Source organism: Pseudarthrobacter sp. SL88, assembly GCF_026672455.1.
In the GTDB taxonomy this organism is placed as follows: Bacteria; Actinomycetota; Actinomycetes; order Actinomycetales; family Micrococcaceae; genus Arthrobacter.
In genome coordinates, this window is record NZ_JAPPRD010000001.1 from 1,167,086 (window position 1) to 1,182,760 (window position 15,675).

The following is a 15,675-nucleotide window of genomic DNA, read 5'->3' on the forward strand; positions in this document are numbered from 1 at the left end:
TACCTGCCTAGGATGGGGTTACCGCCATCAACCTGAAGGACCTGCTGTGCGCACTTTCGTTTCCGCTCTGGCTGCCGTGCTGGGCCTCCTGCTGGCCGCCTTGGCGGTTCCTGCCATCTGGCTGGACCGCAACATCGTCGGTGAAGACGGGTTCGTGAGCCTTGCGGCGCCCATGGGGCAGGACCCCGAATTCCGGCAGCAGCTGGCGACGGCCGCCGTCGGGAACATCGACACCAGCGCCGTTCCCGGATTCCTGAACGACCTCGTGCAGCCGGTCCTGGAGAACGCCGCAACAACCCTGACCGGCCTTCCCGGCTACCCGGCGGCGTGGGACGAGACACTGCGCAAGAGCCATCGCCTGAGTTTCGCCTCCACGGCTGGAGATGGCGGCGCCGCTGGGCAGGCATCATCCCTGACGCTCGACGTCGCGCCGCTGGTGGCCCTAGGGGTGGAGGAAATTTCCAGGACCAGCGGGATTCCCCTCGATGCGCCGCAGGAGACGCTGATCAACGTCGGCCAGCCGGAACACCGGGAGTGGGTGGAACGCCTCGCCACCTACGCGCCCATGGGGTACCTGCTGGCCATCGGTTCAGGTGTCGCCTTCCTCCTCGCCCTCGTGGCGGCCCGCCGCCGCTGGACAGTGGCGGCTGCTGCCGGTCTTGGTGCGCTCCTGATGGCCGGCGCGTGGAAGCTGGCCACGGATGCCGGAACGGCCAGGGCCCTTGCGACGGACACGGGCAATGACGTGGCCAACCTGTTCCGTGACGGGTTCGTGCCCGCTGCCGCATCCAACTTCGGGGCCTGGACACTGGGCACCGCCGTGGCCGGCGGAGTCCTGCTGGTGCTGGCGCTCGCTGGCGGAGCCGTATCGCGAAGGCGGCCCCGGGCAACCCGGTAGCATGGAGAGATGACCTCCACAGCTGTTTCCCTCTCGATGCCAACCGTCCCGCGTAGGCGCCGCTCGCCCGAGGAAGTAGCAGCTGCAGCGCCCGTCACCGGGGCCAAAAAGGTACTGCTCGCGGCCCCCCGAGGCTACTGCGCGGGAGTGGACCGGGCCGTGATCGCCGTCGAAAAGGCCCTGGAGCACTACGGACCCCCTGTCTACGTCCGCAAGCAGATCGTGCACAACGTCCATGTGGTCAGCTCCCTCGAAGAGAAGGGTGCTGTGTTCGTTGACGAGACGGACGAGGTTCCCGAAGGTGCCCTGGTCATCTTCTCCGCGCACGGAGTGTCACCTGCCGTCGTCGAGTCGGCCGGCCAACGCGGACTGCGCACCATCGACGCCACGTGCCCCCTGGTGACGAAGGTGCACAAGGAAGCCGTCCGGTTTGCCAAGGACGATTTCGACATCCTCCTGATCGGCCACGACGGGCACGAGGAAGTGGAAGGGACCGCGGGCGAAGCGCCCGACCACATCCAGATCATCAACGGCCCCCACGAGGTGGACAAGGTGACAGTCCGTGACCCGGAAAAGGTCATTTGGCTCTCACAGACCACCCTCAGCGTCGACGAAACCATGGAAACGGTCCGGCTGCTGAAGGCGCGGTTTCCCACCCTGCAGGACCCGCCCAGTGACGACATCTGCTACGCCACCACCAACCGGCAGGTGGCCATCAAGAAGATTTCTCCCCAGGCGGACCTGGTGATCGTGGTGGGGTCCGCAAACTCCTCGAACTCCGTGCGGCTAGTGGAAGTGGCCCTGGAATACGGCGCCAAGGCGTCCTACCGCGTGGACTTCGCCAACCAGGTGGACGAAGCATGGTTTGAAGGCGTGGCGACCGTCGGCGTGACCTCGGGGGCCTCCGTTCCCGAGGTCCTGGTCCAGGACGTGCTCCGGCTGCTCGCTGAGTACGGCTACGGAAGCGTGGAAGAAGTGGTCACCGCCGAGGAAGACCTCCTGTTTTCGCTGCCCAAGGAACTCCGCGCAACCCTGAAGCAGGCCGGCGACGTCAGCCGCGCCCTCGGCGGACGCCGGCCGCGCGACTGACGTCCGGCGTCCTACGCGGCGGCCCCGTCCTGTTGGAGCTCGGGGGCTGCAAGGGCGCGGGGTGTGACCTCGACCGGCGCGGGGGAGGCCAGGCCCGCTTCGTCCAGGCTGTTCAGCTTGCGGGCCGTGGGCAGCACCCGGGCCTCCAGCGTTCCCACCAGGGAGTTGTAGCGGTCAACGGACGTCTTCAGAGATGACCCCAGCTTCGTGACGTTCTCTCCCAGCGTTCCCATCCGGTCATAGAGCTGCCTGGCGAGGTCGAACAGTTCCCGCGCATTGTCCGTCAGGACGTCCTGCCGCCACGTGAACGCCACCGACTTCAGCACGGCTAGCAGGGTCCCCGGAGACGCCAGGACAACGCTCTTGGACAGCGCGTGGTCCAGGAGCGACGCATCGGCTTCAAGGGCAGCCGCAAGAATTGATTCGGCAGGGATGAAGCAGACCACCAGTTCGGGGGAGTTCCCCGGAATGTCCCAGTACCTCTTGTTGCCCAGCGCATCCACGTGGGCCCTCAGCGCCTTTGCGTGGGCAGCCAGGAGCGCCTGCTGTGAACGGCGTTCGGAGACCGACTGGGGTGCCGGCCGCGCGTCGGCGGGATGCGCAAAGTGTGCCGCGGAAGCGCCCATCTCCTGTGCCTCAAGGTAGGCGGACAACGGGACCTTGGCGTCCACCACCAGGATCTTCTCGCCGGGAAGTTGAACCACAAGGTCGGGACGGACTGCGGAGTCGCCGCCGGCGCTGTGGACCTGCTCCACGAAGTCAACGTGGCGCAGCATGCCGGCGGCCTCGACCACCCGCCGCAGCTGTACTTCACCCCACTGGCCCCTTGCGCTGTTGGACCGCAGGGCCGATTCCAGTGCATGTGTGGAGCGCATCAGCTGTTCATCCGAGAGGCGCGCTTCCTGGAGCTGCTGGGCAAGCTGGCCATACTGTTCCACGCGGTCCCGTTCCAGCAGGGCCACCTGCTGCTGGACTGCCGTGAGCTTCTCCGCCACCGGGGCAAGGGCGCGCAGCACGCTGCCGTCCTGGGACCTGGCCTCACCCAGCTCGCGGTTCTGTGCCGCCAAAAGCCGGCGTTCGGCGTCGGCCGCTGCAAACTGTGCGCTTACCTCCGACAGCCGGGCGGACACGGCGTCAAAGTCAGCTTCAACGCCGTGGGTGTTCTTCCGGAGCGCAAAGTAGGTGGCGGCCGCACCGGCGAGGGCACCGGCAAGAAGCATGAAGAGGGCAAGAATCAAGGCAAATCCATCCATGGGTTCACTGTTGCACGGGGCACTGACAATCAACGGGAGTGACATCCGCCGGTACGGGCGGACGGGACGCTGCGGGTAGAATCAGTGCTCGTGGCTCTTACTATTGGCATCGTCGGACTGCCCAACGTCGGCAAATCAACCCTCTTCAACGCGCTGACCCGCAACCAGGTCCTGGCGGCGAACTACCCGTTCGCCACCATCGAACCGAACGTCGGCGTCGTGAACCTGCCGGATCCCCGGCTGCAGCAGCTTGCCGGGATCTTCAACTCGCAGCGCGTCCTGCCCGCCGCGGTGTCCTTCGTGGACATCGCCGGCATCGTCAAGGGCGCCTCGGAGGGCGAAGGGCTGGGCAACCAGTTCCTGGCGAACATCCGCGAGGCGGAGGCCATCGCCCAGGTGGTGCGCGTGTTCGACGACCCCGATGTCATCCACGTGGACGGCAAAGTTGATCCGCGCTCGGATATGGAGACCATCAACACCGAGCTGATCCTCGCGGACCTGCAGACCATCGAGAAGGCCATTCCCCGGATCGAAAAAGAGGTCAAGATCAAGAAGCGGGAGGCCGCCGAACTGGCTGCCATCAAGGCCGCCCAGACCGTCCTCGAGCGCGGTGACACTATTTTCTCCTCGGTCAAGAGCGACAAGCTTGAGATGGAGCACCTCAAGGAGCTCGGGCTCCTGACGGCCAAGCCGTTCATCTACGTCTTCAACGCGGACGAGGCCATCCTGGGCAGCCAGGAAAAGCAGGACGAACTGCGGGCCCTTGTAGCCCCCGCGGACTGCATCTTCCTCGACGCCAAGCTCGAAGCAGACCTCGTTGAGCTGGACGAGGAAGAAGCCCGCGAAATGCTGGAGATGAACGGTCAGGAAGAGTCCGGCCTGGATCAGCTGGCCCGCGTCGGTTTCCACACTCTCGGGCTGCAGACCTACCTGACGGCGGGTCCCAAGGAAGCGCGCGCCTGGACCATCCGCCAAGGTGACACCGCCCCGCAGGCCGCAGGAGTGATCCACTCGGACTTCCAGCGCGGCTTCATTAAAGCTGAAGTGGTCTCCTTCGCCGACCTCGTCGAGGCTGGTTCCATGGCCGAGGCGAAGTCCCGCGGCAAGGTCCGGATCGAAGGCAAGGAATACGTCATGTCCGACGGCGACGTGGTGGAGTTCCGCTTCAACGTCTAAGCCCAGAGGATTTCGGGACGGGCCCATCTGCTTCCGCAGATGGGCCCGGCCCTGTTGGCTCGCTTGATCCCGGAGGAGCGGGCGAAGCCTGCTTCTTTGCCTACGTGGTACCGCAGCCGTCCAGTCCCAGGGAACCGACGCGCGCTCGTTACCTGCAGCACGTGGCCTAGGATCTATCCATGACGACTCTTCAGGGAGCGGTTGTTCTGGTAGTCGGCGCCAGCGGCGGACTCGGTTCGCGCATCGCTGCCCTGCTGGAGGGAAACGGCGCCATCGTCGCCCGGTCGTCAAAGTCAATGGGGCACGATCTGCGCGCGCCCTCCGCGATCCAGGCGGTGTTGGATGACACGAATGCGCAGCACGGGGGTCTCGACGGGCTAGTGGTTGCATCAGGAGTGGTTGCCTTTGGCGCCGCATCTGACCTTGAACCCGCCACAGTGGACGAACTCTTCGCGGTGAACACGACGGGTCCGATCCAGCTCATCACCCAGAGCCAGCCCTACCTCGCGGCCTCCGCACGTGAGGGCCGGGAGCCCTTCGTTGTCACATTGAGTGGCGTTGTGGCCGAGGCGCCGGTCGCTGGCCTGGCGGCTTACTCAGCGTCGAAGGCTGGACTCGCGGCCTTCGTTGTCGCAGCGGCGCGCGAGTATCGCCGGGCGGGCATCCGAATCGTGGATGCACGCCCCGGCCACACCGGCACCGCCCTGTCTGAGCATCCGATCGCCGGGACAGCGCCGCGATTCGGCGCGGCGCTGGATCCCGACCTGGTTGCAGCGCGGATTGTTACTGCCATTGTCGACGGCGAGAAGGACCTGCCCAGCACCGCTTTCTAGGCTCGTCAGGCTCCGGCCGGTTCCCAGCCAAGGGCCGGACCCAGGCGGGTGGCGATGTCGGTGAGGATCTGGACGTAGTCCTCGTGCTCAAAGCTGAAGGGCAAGGCGAAGGCCACTTCGTCAACTTCCTGGAAACCTACGTGCGCGTAGAGCTGCTCCGCGATTTGCCCACTCGTGCCGATGAGGTCCCTGGCGAACAGCATCCTCTTCGGACCCTGCGGGGCGGCCGTGCGGGGTGTGCGTTCGTCAACGTACTGCTGGTACTTCTTCCGCTGCGCCGCAGAGGCCGAATCGGTGGGAATGACCACCAGCCCCTGCGATACCCGGGTCCGTTCCTGCGGCTGTCCTGACGCGGCGGCCGCGTCCCGGTAGGCGCGGATCTGGGACTGCTGGATCCGGGCGAAGTCGGGTTCATCGCCTGCGTCAGGGAAAATCACGCTGCTGGAGAGCAGGTTGAAGCCGTTCCCGCCTGCCCAGACCGCCGATTTCCGGCTGGCGGCGCCGTACCAGAGACGATCCCGCAATCCCGGGGAATGCGGTTCCACGCGGCTGGAAAACTCCTCCACCACGCCCTGCTTGCCGGAGAAATCGCGGACAGGTTCGCCCGCAACCAGCCGGGCAAACCGCTCCACGCGGGCGTAGCTGAAATCCTCCACCGCTGCGGAATCGGGGTAAAGCTCATGCTTCACCGTGTCCCAGTGCATCGGCTCGCCCACGCTGAGGCCGGAATTGATCCGGCCGCCGGCCAGCAGGTCCGTGGTGGCCAGGTCCTCGGCCAGGCGCAGGGGATTCTCCCAGCCCAGCGGCGTAACAGCGGTGCCAAGCTCGATCCGGGACGTACGCTGGCTGGCCGCTGCCATGACGGCCACCGGTGAGGAAATGCCAAACTGCAGGTGGCGGTGCCGCAGCCACGCACTGTCGAAACCAAGCCGCTCACCCAGCTCGATGACCTGCAACGTGGATTCGTGACCGGCGGCCGGGTTGGCCGGATCGAAGAGGCCGATGGTGAGGAAACCAAGCTTTCGCAGGGGACGGTTCTGATCTGGCATGGGCTTCCTTTGCTTGGGCCTGGTGGTTGACCCCAGAATATGCTCGCCTGGCCCGCCACCCGTGGACAGGGCAGGTGGAGGTTACCGTTTGCGACAGCGGGGCCGGTGTCCGCTCGGCAACGTCCGGAAAGCATTCCAACTATCGTTGGGGCATGCAATCCGGCCAGCACCTGCGCCTCGTCCTGCCGCATCAGCTCTTCGGGCAGCAGCTTGAACTGCCGGCTGACGGAACGGCGTTTGTGCTGATCGAGCACGACCTCATGTTCCGTCAGTACGCCTTCCACTCGCACAAACTGGTCCTGCACCGGGCATCGATGGCACGCTTTGCACGGCGGCTCCGCAGCCATGGCCATGAGGTGGCCGTTCTGGCCAGCCACCCCTCCCACACGTCGCGAAGCCAGCTGGGGCAACTCATTCGCAGCAGCCGCCCGCGGCAGGTGACCTGGTTCGACGTCGTGGATGACTGGCTTGAGCAGGACCTGTTCGCCGGCCTCGCTGACGGCGGCTACCGCATGCAGGCCGGCGACGTCCTGGAGACTCCCAATTTCCTCACAGACCGCCGTCGGATCGATGAGTGGTTCGCCGGAAATCCTGCCCGGATGCACGACTTCTACGTGTGGCAACGCCGCCGGCTCAACGTCCTGGTGGACGGCGGCGGCCCCGTCGGTGGCAAGTGGTCCTTTGACGCCGAGAACAGGAAAAAGCTTCCCCCCGGGTACGTTCCGGCCGCCGTGAGCAGGTTCAACAGCGGAATCAACGCCGGGCAAACGATGTTCGACCTTGACGCACTGATGAAAGACGGCGGTGGAGCGGATACCACCCCTGAGATCGGGTCAAGCGACGTAGAGGCCGCCGTCGCATGGGTAGCGGAGGAGTTTCCGGACGCCCCGGGAGACCCTGCCTCCTTTGCCTGGCCCACCGACGCGGCGGAAGCCCGGCGGCACCTGCACGAGTTTGTCCGCGACCGGCTGGCCGGATTTGGTGCCTACGAAGACGCCATCTCCACCGCGCATCCCTTCATCAACCACGGGCTGCTCACGCCGGCACTCAACATCGGGCTGCTGGACCCCCGCGAGGTCCTGGACGCAATTCTGGACGGCGCCGGGCAAAACCCGCCGTTGGCTTCCCTCGAGGGTTTTGTGCGGCAGCTGATCGGATGGCGGGAGTACATGCGGGCCACCTACCGTCTCCGGGGCCGGCAAATGCGCAGCGCAAACCTGCTCAACCACGGGAACGGACTTGGCGCAGGGTGGTGGGACGCCACCACCGGGCTGGCCCCCGTGGATATGGTGATCTCCCGCGTGCTAGCCACCGGGTACAGCCACCACATCGAACGGCTGATGATCCTGGGCAACGCCATGTCCCTCCTGCGCATCCGCCCGAATGACGTCTATGAATGGTTCATGGCCATGTATGTGGACGCCTACGACTGGGTCATGGTTCCCAACGTCTACGCGATGAGCCAGTTCGCGTCAGGTGCCGGAATCACCACGAAGCCATACATCTCCGGCAGCAACTACCTGCGGAAAATGTCCGATCTGCCGCCGGGGGAGTGGATCCCCGACTGGGATGCCCTGTATTGGACCTTCATCGATGACCACCGCCCTGTCATTGAGCGCAACCCCCGGTCCCGGATGGCAGTTTCCCTGCTGGACTCGATGGATCCGGACACCCGGAACGGCCACCGGCGCCGCGCGGAGGCACTGCTCAACGCGAACGACGGCGGCGCGCGCCTGCTGCGGCCGGACCGCGAACCCGGGGCGTAGGGTTCCTCCTCCCCGCCCAGCCGGCGACACCAAAGTATCCTGACTGTGTAGGGCGCGTTCCTGGCGACTCCAGGCCCCCTTCCCCGGGATTGGAATACACAAGGAGGCTCAAGGCATGCCAGTCAGGCGCCTGATGCAGTACATCACCGCAGCGGCAGTGGCCGCAGTGGCCCTTTCAGGCTGCTCAGGCGGCGGCAGCGCGCCGGTGGTGGTGGGGGAAGCCAAACGCGGAGGCAGCGCCACCGTGGCTGAGGCCAACGCCTTTTCCTCCTTCAACCCGTTCAGCACCGACGGCAACACGGACATCAACGCCAAGATCGGCTCAGCCACGCACTCCGGCTTCTACTACCTGGACGACAAATCCGTGGTGGTCCGGAACGATAAGTTCGGCCGCTACGAAAAAGTCTCCGATGACCCGCTCAAGGTGCGGTACACAGTCAACGAAGGCGTCAAATGGTCCGACGGCGCGCCGATCGACGCCGGCGACCTCCTCCTGAGCTGGGCCGCAGGTTCGGGTTACTTCGACAACGCCGATCCCGCTGCCGGGACGGGCACCAGGTACTTTTCGGCCGCGTCAGCCGCCGGCGGCCTGGCGGGCACGGCGTTCCCCGAACTCGGCGACGACGGCCGGTCCATCACGCTGCAGTACGCCGCGCCTTACGCGGACTGGCAGACCGCGTTCGACGTCGGCCTGCCGGCCCACGTAGTCGCCGCCAAGGCCGGGCTGAGCGACGAGGAAGACCTCGTTGACCTGATCAAGGACGCGCCCAAGGGAAATCCCGGGAAGCCGTCAGTAAATTCGGCGTTGAAAACGGTGGGAGATTTCTGGAACAACGGTTTCGACACGAAATCCCTGCCCGACGACCCCGCGCTGTATCTTTCCAGCGGCCCCTACATCGTGCGGGACATCGTTCCGGAAGTATCGATGAAACTCGTCCGGAACCGCGACTACGTCTGGGGGACGGAGCCGTGGCTTGACGAGATCAACGTCAGGTTCACCGGTGCCCTTCCCACTGCTGTTGACGCGCTCCGCAGCGGGCAGGCGGACATCATCTCGCCACAGCCTTCTGCCGACACGGCCAAGCTCTTTGCCGGCCTGGCAGACCAGGGAAACACGGTGGAGCAGTACAGCCAGTCGGGGTACGACCACCTTGACCTCAACTTCTCCGGGCCCTTCGCAGACGAAGACGTCCGAAAGGCCTTCCTGAAGGCCGTGCCCCGGCAGGCCATCGTGGACGCGGTCGTGGGGGACCTGGTTGCGGACGCCAAGCCGCTCGATTCCCAGGTCTTCCTTCCGGGGCAGCCCAAGTACGCGGATACCGTGAAAAACAACGGCTCGGCCGACTACGCCGAGGTGGACATCGACGCAGCCAAGGAACTTCTCGACGGAGCCACCCCTACGGTCCGGATCCTGTACAACCGGGACAACCCCAACCGGGCCAAGGCATTCACCCTGATCCGCGATTCGGCGCAGCAGGCCGGTTTCCGCGTGGTCGACGCCGGCCAGGGAAACGCGGACTGGGCAAAGTCGCTTGGGGGCGCAGGGTACGACGCCGCGTTGCTGGGGTGGATCGGAACGGGCGCCGGAGTGGGCCGCATCCCCCAGATCTTCCGCACCGGGGCCGGCAGCAACTTCAACGGATTCTCCGACGGCGACGCGGACAAGGCGATGGAACAGTTGGCCACCACCACTGACCTCGGGAAACAGGACGAACTGCTGGCCGGGATCGATAAACGCGTTTGGGAGAAGGCGTACGGACTGCCGCTGTACCAGACGGTCGGCGCCATAGCCTTCAACGCCCGGGTGGCCGGTGTGAAACCCAGCCCGGGTCCCCTCGGCGTGTGGTGGAACGTCTCCGATTGGCGCCTGGCCCAGCAGGGAACCAAGAACTGATTCCCACCGGGCGATGGGTGATGCAGGCCACGCTTCGATTTCGCCGTGGCGCTACCGCCGAGTAGCATGTGACTTGCACAACTTCCGTTAACCGGTTAACGCGTTTAAAACGCCCCGGTCACGGTTTGGCAACGGAGTACCAGTATCTGGACTTCGTGCGGTTAGGCTACTCGTACATGTAGGCCCCGTCACAGTTCACAGCTGTGCCTCGGCCTGCGGGGAAACACCAGATTTCCCCTCGTTATCTCCCACAACTCATAGGAGGCGGAATGCGTTTCACGCGCACTTCCAAAGCACTGGGCATCGTGGCAATCGCTGCGCTTGCCCTGACCGGGTGCGGCGCTGGAGGCGGCACCACGGAGGGGTCCAGCGACGCCACGGGCGATCCCAACAAGGTCATCACGGCCTACAGCAACGAACCACAGAACCCGCTGCTGCCGGCCAACACCAATGAGGTCTACGGCGGCCGCGTCGTCGAACTCCTCTTCGAAGGCCTGCGGACCTACGACGCCGACGGCAAGCCGGTCAACGCGTTGGCAGAATCCATTGATTCCTCCGATGCCCAGAACTGGACCATCAAGGTCAAGCAGGGCCAGAAGTTCACCAACGGTGAGGCCATCACGGCCAAGACGTTCGTTGACTCCTGGAACTTCGCAGCCAACTCGAAGAACCTGCAGAACAACGGCTTCTTCTTTGAGTCCATCGCCGGCTACGAAGAGGTATCGGCGGTCAACAGCGAGAAGACGGCCGACGGCAAGACCAAGACCACCCCTGCCCCGACGGCTGAGACCATGTCCGGCCTGGCAGCAACCGATGACTCCACGATCACCGTCAAGCTTGCCCAGCCTGAAGCAGACTGGTCGCTGCGTCTGGGCTACTCCGCTTTCTTCCCGCTTCCTTCCGCTGCCCTGTCGGACCCGAAGACCTTCGGCGAGAACCCGGTGGGTAACGGCCCGTACAAGTTCGAGAAGGAAGGCGCCTGGGTACACGACCAGTCGATTGCCCTCGTCAAGAACGCTGATTACAGCGGCCCGCGCGAGTCCAAGAACGGCGGCGTGACCTTCAAGTTCTACACCGATCCGGGCCCCGCATACACGGATCTCCAGTCGGACAACCTGGACATCACCGATGTCCTGCCGTCCAACGCCCTGAAGACCTATGAGACGGACTTCCAGGACCGCAACGCCACCAAGGCAGTTGCCACCAACTCGACGCTGAACATCCCGCCGTACAACCCGAACTTCCAGGGTGAAGCCGGCAAGCTGCGCCGCGAGGCCCTCTCCTACGCCATCAACCGCGAGGAAATTGCCAAGGTTGTCTTCAACGGCACCCGCACCCCTGCCAAGGCCTTTGTCCCGCCGGTCATCGACGGGTTCAAGGAAGACCTCAAGGGCAGCGAAATCCTGAAGTTCGACGCCGCCAAGGCCAAGGACCTTTGGGAGCAGGCCAACAAGATCCAGCCGTATGACGACTCCAAGCCGCTCCAGATCGCTTCCAACACCGATGGCGGCAACAAGGAATGGATCGACGCCGTGGCCAACGGCTTCAAGAACAACCTCGGCATCCAGGCTGAAATCCAGCCCTTCGCCAAGTTCGCTGAAGTCCTGAACCTGCGCAAGTCCCAGCAGCTGCCCGGCCTGACCCGTGCAGGCTGGCAGGGCGACTACCCGTCGCTGTACAACTTCCTCGGCCCGGTCTGGGGCACCAACGCTTCCTCCAACTACGAGAAGTACACGAACCCCGAGTTCGACAAGCTCCTCAAGGAGGGCCTGGCTGCCACATCCACCGAGGATGCAAACGCCAAGTTCAACCAGGCACAGGAAGTGCTGTTCGAGGATCTGCCCGGCCTGCCCCTGTGGGACCAGGCACGTCCGATCGTGTGGAGCAACAACGTCGTGAAGGCCGAAACCGGCTGGAACGGCAGCATCCTCTACTACAACATCACGGCTAAGTAGTCCTTGATCTAACTTGCCGCCAAGGCTAATGGGGGTCCGGTTACGGCCGGGCCCCCATTGGCTTGCACGGCAGGAAGGTATGCATGAACCTGTTTACTTCCTCCCCGGAAGGCTGGTGATACCGTGGTCCGCTTTATCCTTCGCCGGCTCCTCCAGGTGATCCCTGTCTTCATCGGCACCACCCTCCTCGTGTACTACATGGTGTTCGCCCTGCCCGGCGATCCCATCGCGGCACTGTTCGGCGACCGCCAGCCACCGCAGGCAGTCATCGACACCCTTCGCAGCCAGTACCACCTTGATGAACCCTTCATTGTCCAGTACGGCCTGTTCCTGAAGAACCTCTTCACGTTCAACCTCGGCAACGACTTCACCGGCCAGCCCATTGCGGCAAGCCTCGCCCGCGTCTTCCCGGTAACGGCGATGCTGGCCGTCGAAGCGCTGGCCATCCAGGCCATCTTCGGTGTGGCCTTCGGCGTATTCGCCGGCCTCCGCCGCGGCGGCTGGTTTGACTCCACCGTCCTGGTGGCTTCCCTGGTGGTCATCGCAGTTCCCACCTTCGTGCTGGGCTTCGTGTTCCAGCTGGTCTTTGGCGTTCAACTCGGCTGGGCGAAACCCACCGTGGGCGCCAACGCCGACTGGGGCAGCCTGCTGCTGCCCGCCGTCGTGCTGGGCCTTGTCTCCTTCGCGTACGTCCTCAGACTGACCCGTGCGTCGGTCAGCGAGAACATGAACGCAGACTACGTCCGGACCGCCACGGCCAAGGGTCTGTCCCGGCCCCGGGTGGTCCTGGCACACATCCTGCGCAACTCGCTGATCCCCGTGGTGACCTACCTTGGCGCCAACCTTGGTGGCCTGATGGGCGGCGCCATCGTTACCGAAGGCATCTTCAACGTCCCGGGCGTCGGCAACAAGCTGTACCAGGCAGTCCTGCGCACTGAGGGCCCCACCATCGTGTCCATCGTCAGCGTGCTGGTGCTGGTGTTCGTGGTGTCCAACCTGCTCGTTGATCTCCTGTACGCCTGGCTTGACCCGAGGATTCGCTATGACCAGTAACAACAGCCACTTCGTGGCGCCCATCGATGAAACCCCGCTGCAGGCCACGGACGCGGTCAAGACTGACCAGGCCCCGCTCAGCCTGTGGGCAGACGCGTGGCGCAAGCTCCGCCGTCGTCCGCTTTTTATCATCTCGTCGCTGCTGATCCTCGCCCTGATCGTGATTGCGCTGTTCCCCGGCCTCTTCACGTCCACCCCGCCGAACGACGGCTGCGAGCTCGGGAACTCGGAAGGCGGGCCCACTGCCGGCCACCCGTTCGGGTTCACGTTCCAGGGTTGCGACATCTACTCGCGCGTCATCCACGGCACGCAGGCGTCACTGTCCGTTGGCATCCTTTCGGTGCTTTGCGTCTTGGTGATCGGTGTAACCCTCGGCGCATTGGCTGGCTACTACGGTGGCTGGGTCGATGCCGTACTGGCCCGCCTTGGCGACATCTTCTTCGCACTGCCGCTGATCCTCGGCGCCCTGGTGATCACCCAGCTGCCGCTGTTCCGCGAGAACAAGAGCGTGTGGACAGTAGTGTTCGTCATATCGCTCCTGGCCTGGCCGCAGATGGCACGTATTACCCGTGGCGCCGTCATAGAAGTACGCAACGCGGACTTCGTCACCGCGGCGCAGGCACTCGGCGTGTCAAAGTTCAAGGCGCTGGTACGGCACGTCCTGCCCAACGCCCTGGCACCGATCATCGTGCTGGCAACGCTGGAACTGGGCGTGTTCATCGTGGCAGAAGCCACGCTGTCCTTCCTGGGCATCGGACTGCCGCAGAGCATCATGTCGTGGGGTAATGACATTGCAGGTGCCCAGGCCTCCATCCGGACCCGGCCCGAAATCCTGCTGTTCCCCGCTGCAGCCCTGTCCATCACCGTGCTGAGCTTCATCATGCTGGGCGACGCCGTCCGCGACGCCCTCGACCCGAAGAGCCGCCAGCGATGAGAGATAAAGAGATGACAACTCCAGACGTCAGCATCGGCGAGGCCAGCGCCAACGGCAACAAGCCGCTCCTGGAAATCCGCGACCTTGCGATCACCTTCAAGACCGGCAGCGGTGAAGTCCAGGCCGTGCGCAATGCACACCTGACCATCATGCCCGGTGAGACGGTAGCCATTGTGGGGGAGTCCGGCTCGGGCAAGTCCACCACGGCACTGGCGGCCATTGGCCTCCTGCCGAATAACGGCAGCGTCTCCGGCGGCCAGATCCTGCTTGACGGCGAGGACATTTCCCACGCCAGCGAGCAGCGGATGATCGAGCTGCGCGGAAACACCATCGGCATGGTCCCGCAGGACCCGATGTCCAACCTCAACCCGGTGTGGAAGATCGGCTACCAGGTCAGGGAGACACTGAAGGCAAACGGCCGTCCAAGCGGCCCGGAGGACATCGCCAAGGTGCTGTCCGAAGCCGGCCTGCCCGACGCCAAGCGCCGCGCGAACCAGTATCCGCATGAGTTCTCCGGCGGTATGCGCCAGCGTGCACTGATTGCCATTGGTCTTTCATGCCAGCCGCGCCTGCTGATTGCCGATGAGCCCACGTCCGCGCTGGACGTGACGGTCCAGCGGCAGATCCTGGACCACCTGGACACCATGACTACCGAACTTGGCACCTCGGTGCTGCTGATCACCCACGACCTGGGCCTGGCAGCAGAACGTGCCAACAAAGTGGTGGTCATGTACCAGGGACGCGTCGTGGAGGCAGGACCGTCACTGGAACTGCTCCGCAATCCGCAGCACCCCTACACGAAGCGCCTGGTTGAGTCGGCGCCATCCCTTGCCAGCCGACGCATCCAGGCAGCCAAGGAACAGGGCGTCGAAACGGCCGACCTCCTGGCACCGGCAGCGGAAGCAGCCGCGGCTGACAACGTCCTGCAGATCCAGGACCTGCGAAAGGTCTACAAGCTCCGCCAGGGCCTGGGTAAAGCCACGGACTTCGCGGCGGTGGACGGCGTGAGCTTCGACGTCAAGCGCGGAACAACGACGGCGATCGTGGGGGAGTCCGGTTCGGGCAAATCCACGGTGGCCAAGATGGTGCTCCAGCTTGAGAAGCCTACCGACGGCAAGATCCTCTTCGACGGCGTGGATACCTCGCTGCTGAAGGCCGGGGACCTGTTCAAGTTCCGCCGGCGGGTACAGCCGATCTTCCAGGACCCGTACGGATCCCTGGACCCGATGTACAACATCTACCGCACCATCGAGGAGCCGTTGCGGGTCCACAAGATCGGTGATGCCGCCAGCCGCGAGAAGAAGGTGCGGGAACTGCTGGACCAGGTGGCACTGCCCCAGTCTGCCATGCAGCGGTACCCGAACGAGCTCTCGGGAGGCCAGCGTCAGCGCGTTGCCATTGCCCGCGCCCTGGCGCTGGACCCCGAGGTCATCATCTGTGACGAGGCGGTGTCCGCACTGGACGTCCTGGTCCAGGCGCAGGTCCTGAACCTGCTGGCTGACCTGCAGTCGAACCTGGGCCTGACCTATCTCTTCATCACCCACGACCTGGCAGTCGTCCGGCAGATTGCCGACCATGTTTGCGTCATGGAGAAGGGCCGCCTGGTGGAAACCGGAACCACCGACGAGGTCTTCGAAGCGCCGCAGCAGGAGTACACCAGGGCACTCCTGAACGCCATCCCGGGTGCGAAGCTGATGCTGCCGCCGGAAGTGGCATAACGCCGCGATCCGTCGCTGTACAGCTGAAGGGCTGGGGCGCCACTCCGAAAGGAGCGG

Annotated in this window: 12 protein-coding genes; 10 read left to right on the forward strand and 2 right to left on the reverse strand. The window is 64.7% G+C overall.

All coding sequences use genetic code 11. The features are described 5' to 3' along the window. Window positions 1–46: 46 nt before the first annotated feature. Window positions 47–898, forward strand: a complete 852-nt coding sequence (locus tag OVA06_RS05405) for a hypothetical protein (protein WP_268156845.1) — start codon at window positions 47–49, stop codon at window positions 896–898. Window positions 899–907: 9 nt separating this feature from the next. Next, window positions 908–1,987 carry a 4-hydroxy-3-methylbut-2-enyl diphosphate reductase gene (locus OVA06_RS05410; protein WP_056075073.1) on the forward strand — a complete coding sequence of 360 codons (1,080 nt, stop codon included), beginning with the start codon at window positions 908–910 and terminating at the stop codon, window positions 1,985–1,987. A gap of 11 nt (window positions 1,988–1,998) precedes the next feature. On the opposite strand, the gene OVA06_RS05415 is transcribed toward OVA06_RS05410, so the two are convergent. Beyond that, the gene (locus OVA06_RS05415) at window positions 1,999–3,240 is read right to left on the reverse strand and encodes a DNA recombination protein RmuC (protein ID WP_268156847.1); all 1,242 of its coding nucleotides are present in this window, start codon (window positions 3,238–3,240) and stop codon (window positions 1,999–2,001) included. 90 nt (window positions 3,241–3,330) lie between these two features. On the opposite strand from OVA06_RS05415, the gene ychF reads away from it, so the two are divergent. Further along, window positions 3,331–4,416, forward strand: coding sequence for a redox-regulated ATPase YchF (gene ychF, locus OVA06_RS05420; protein WP_056076350.1), 1,086 nt, complete (start codon window positions 3,331–3,333; stop codon window positions 4,414–4,416). Window positions 4,417–4,595: 179 nt separating this feature from the next. Continuing rightward, window positions 4,596–5,249 carry an SDR family NAD(P)-dependent oxidoreductase gene (locus tag OVA06_RS05425; protein ID WP_268156850.1) on the forward strand — a complete coding sequence of 218 codons (654 nt, stop codon included), beginning with the start codon at window positions 4,596–4,598 and terminating at the stop codon, window positions 5,247–5,249. 5 nt (window positions 5,250–5,254) lie between these two features. Here OVA06_RS05425 and OVA06_RS05430 read toward each other — a convergent pair whose 3' ends face one another. Continuing rightward, window positions 5,255–6,298, reverse strand: a complete 1,044-nt coding sequence (locus OVA06_RS05430) for an LLM class flavin-dependent oxidoreductase (RefSeq protein WP_268156852.1) — start codon at window positions 6,296–6,298, stop codon at window positions 5,255–5,257. 152 nt (window positions 6,299–6,450) lie between these two features. Between OVA06_RS05430 and OVA06_RS05435 the strand changes: the two genes are divergently transcribed. The 6 genes from OVA06_RS05435 to OVA06_RS05460 all read left to right on the forward strand — a co-directional run bounded on the left by OVA06_RS05435 (window position 6,451) and on the right by OVA06_RS05460 (window position 15,618). Then, window positions 6,451–8,064, forward strand: coding sequence for a cryptochrome/photolyase family protein (locus tag OVA06_RS05435; RefSeq protein ID WP_268156854.1), 1,614 nt, complete (start codon window positions 6,451–6,453; stop codon window positions 8,062–8,064). A 115-nt stretch (window positions 8,065–8,179) separates the two neighbouring features. Beyond that, window positions 8,180–9,958 carry an ABC transporter family substrate-binding protein gene (locus tag OVA06_RS05440; protein WP_268156856.1) on the forward strand — a complete coding sequence of 593 codons (1,779 nt, stop codon included), beginning with the start codon at window positions 8,180–8,182 and terminating at the stop codon, window positions 9,956–9,958. A 269-nt stretch (window positions 9,959–10,227) separates the two neighbouring features. Continuing rightward, a complete protein-coding gene (locus OVA06_RS05445) occupies window positions 10,228–11,913 on the forward strand; it encodes a peptide ABC transporter substrate-binding protein (protein ID WP_268156858.1) in 1,686 nt (561 codons plus the stop codon). Window positions 11,914–12,036: 123 nt separating this feature from the next. Then, window positions 12,037–12,966 carry an ABC transporter permease gene (locus tag OVA06_RS05450; RefSeq protein WP_056075047.1) on the forward strand — a complete coding sequence of 310 codons (930 nt, stop codon included), beginning with the start codon at window positions 12,037–12,039 and terminating at the stop codon, window positions 12,964–12,966. After that, window positions 12,956–13,900 (forward strand): ABC transporter permease, encoded by a 945-nt coding sequence (locus tag OVA06_RS05455; protein ID WP_056075044.1) that lies wholly within the window; start codon window positions 12,956–12,958, stop codon window positions 13,898–13,900. The genes OVA06_RS05450 and OVA06_RS05455 overlap by 11 nt, the downstream gene beginning before the upstream one ends. An 11-nt stretch (window positions 13,901–13,911) precedes the next feature. Further along, on the forward strand, window positions 13,912–15,618 hold the full coding sequence (locus OVA06_RS05460) for a dipeptide ABC transporter ATP-binding protein (protein WP_268156861.1): 1,707 nt from the start codon (window positions 13,912–13,914) through the stop codon (window positions 15,616–15,618). The last annotated feature ends 57 nt before the right edge of the window (window positions 15,619–15,675 follow it).

Excerpts from the sequence above, each read along its gene's own strand:
- OVA06_RS05410 (WP_056075073.1), top strand. The coding sequence starts at position 908 with ATGACCTCCACAGCTGTTTCCCTCTCGATGCCAACCGTCCCGCGTAGG.
- OVA06_RS05425 (WP_268156850.1), top strand. The coding sequence starts at position 4,596 with ATGACGACTCTTCAGGGAGCGGTTGTTCTGGTAGTCGGCGCCAGCGGC.
- OVA06_RS05440 (WP_268156856.1), top strand. The coding sequence starts at position 8,180 with ATGCCAGTCAGGCGCCTGATGCAGTACATCACCGCAGCGGCAGTGGCC.
- OVA06_RS05445 (WP_268156858.1), top strand. The coding sequence starts at position 10,228 with ATGCGTTTCACGCGCACTTCCAAAGCACTGGGCATCGTGGCAATCGCT.
- OVA06_RS05460 (WP_268156861.1), top strand. The coding sequence starts at position 13,912 with ATGACAACTCCAGACGTCAGCATCGGCGAGGCCAGCGCCAACGGCAAC.
- OVA06_RS05430 (WP_268156852.1), bottom strand. The coding sequence starts at position 6,298 with ATGCCAGATCAGAACCGTCCCCTGCGAAAGCTTGGTTTCCTCACCATC.
- OVA06_RS05435 (WP_268156854.1), top strand. The coding sequence starts at position 6,451 with ATGCAATCCGGCCAGCACCTGCGCCTCGTCCTGCCGCATCAGCTCTTC.
- OVA06_RS05415 (WP_268156847.1), bottom strand. The coding sequence starts at position 3,240 with ATGGATGGATTTGCCTTGATTCTTGCCCTCTTCATGCTTCTTGCCGGT.
- OVA06_RS05455 (WP_056075044.1), top strand. The coding sequence starts at position 12,956 with ATGACCAGTAACAACAGCCACTTCGTGGCGCCCATCGATGAAACCCCG.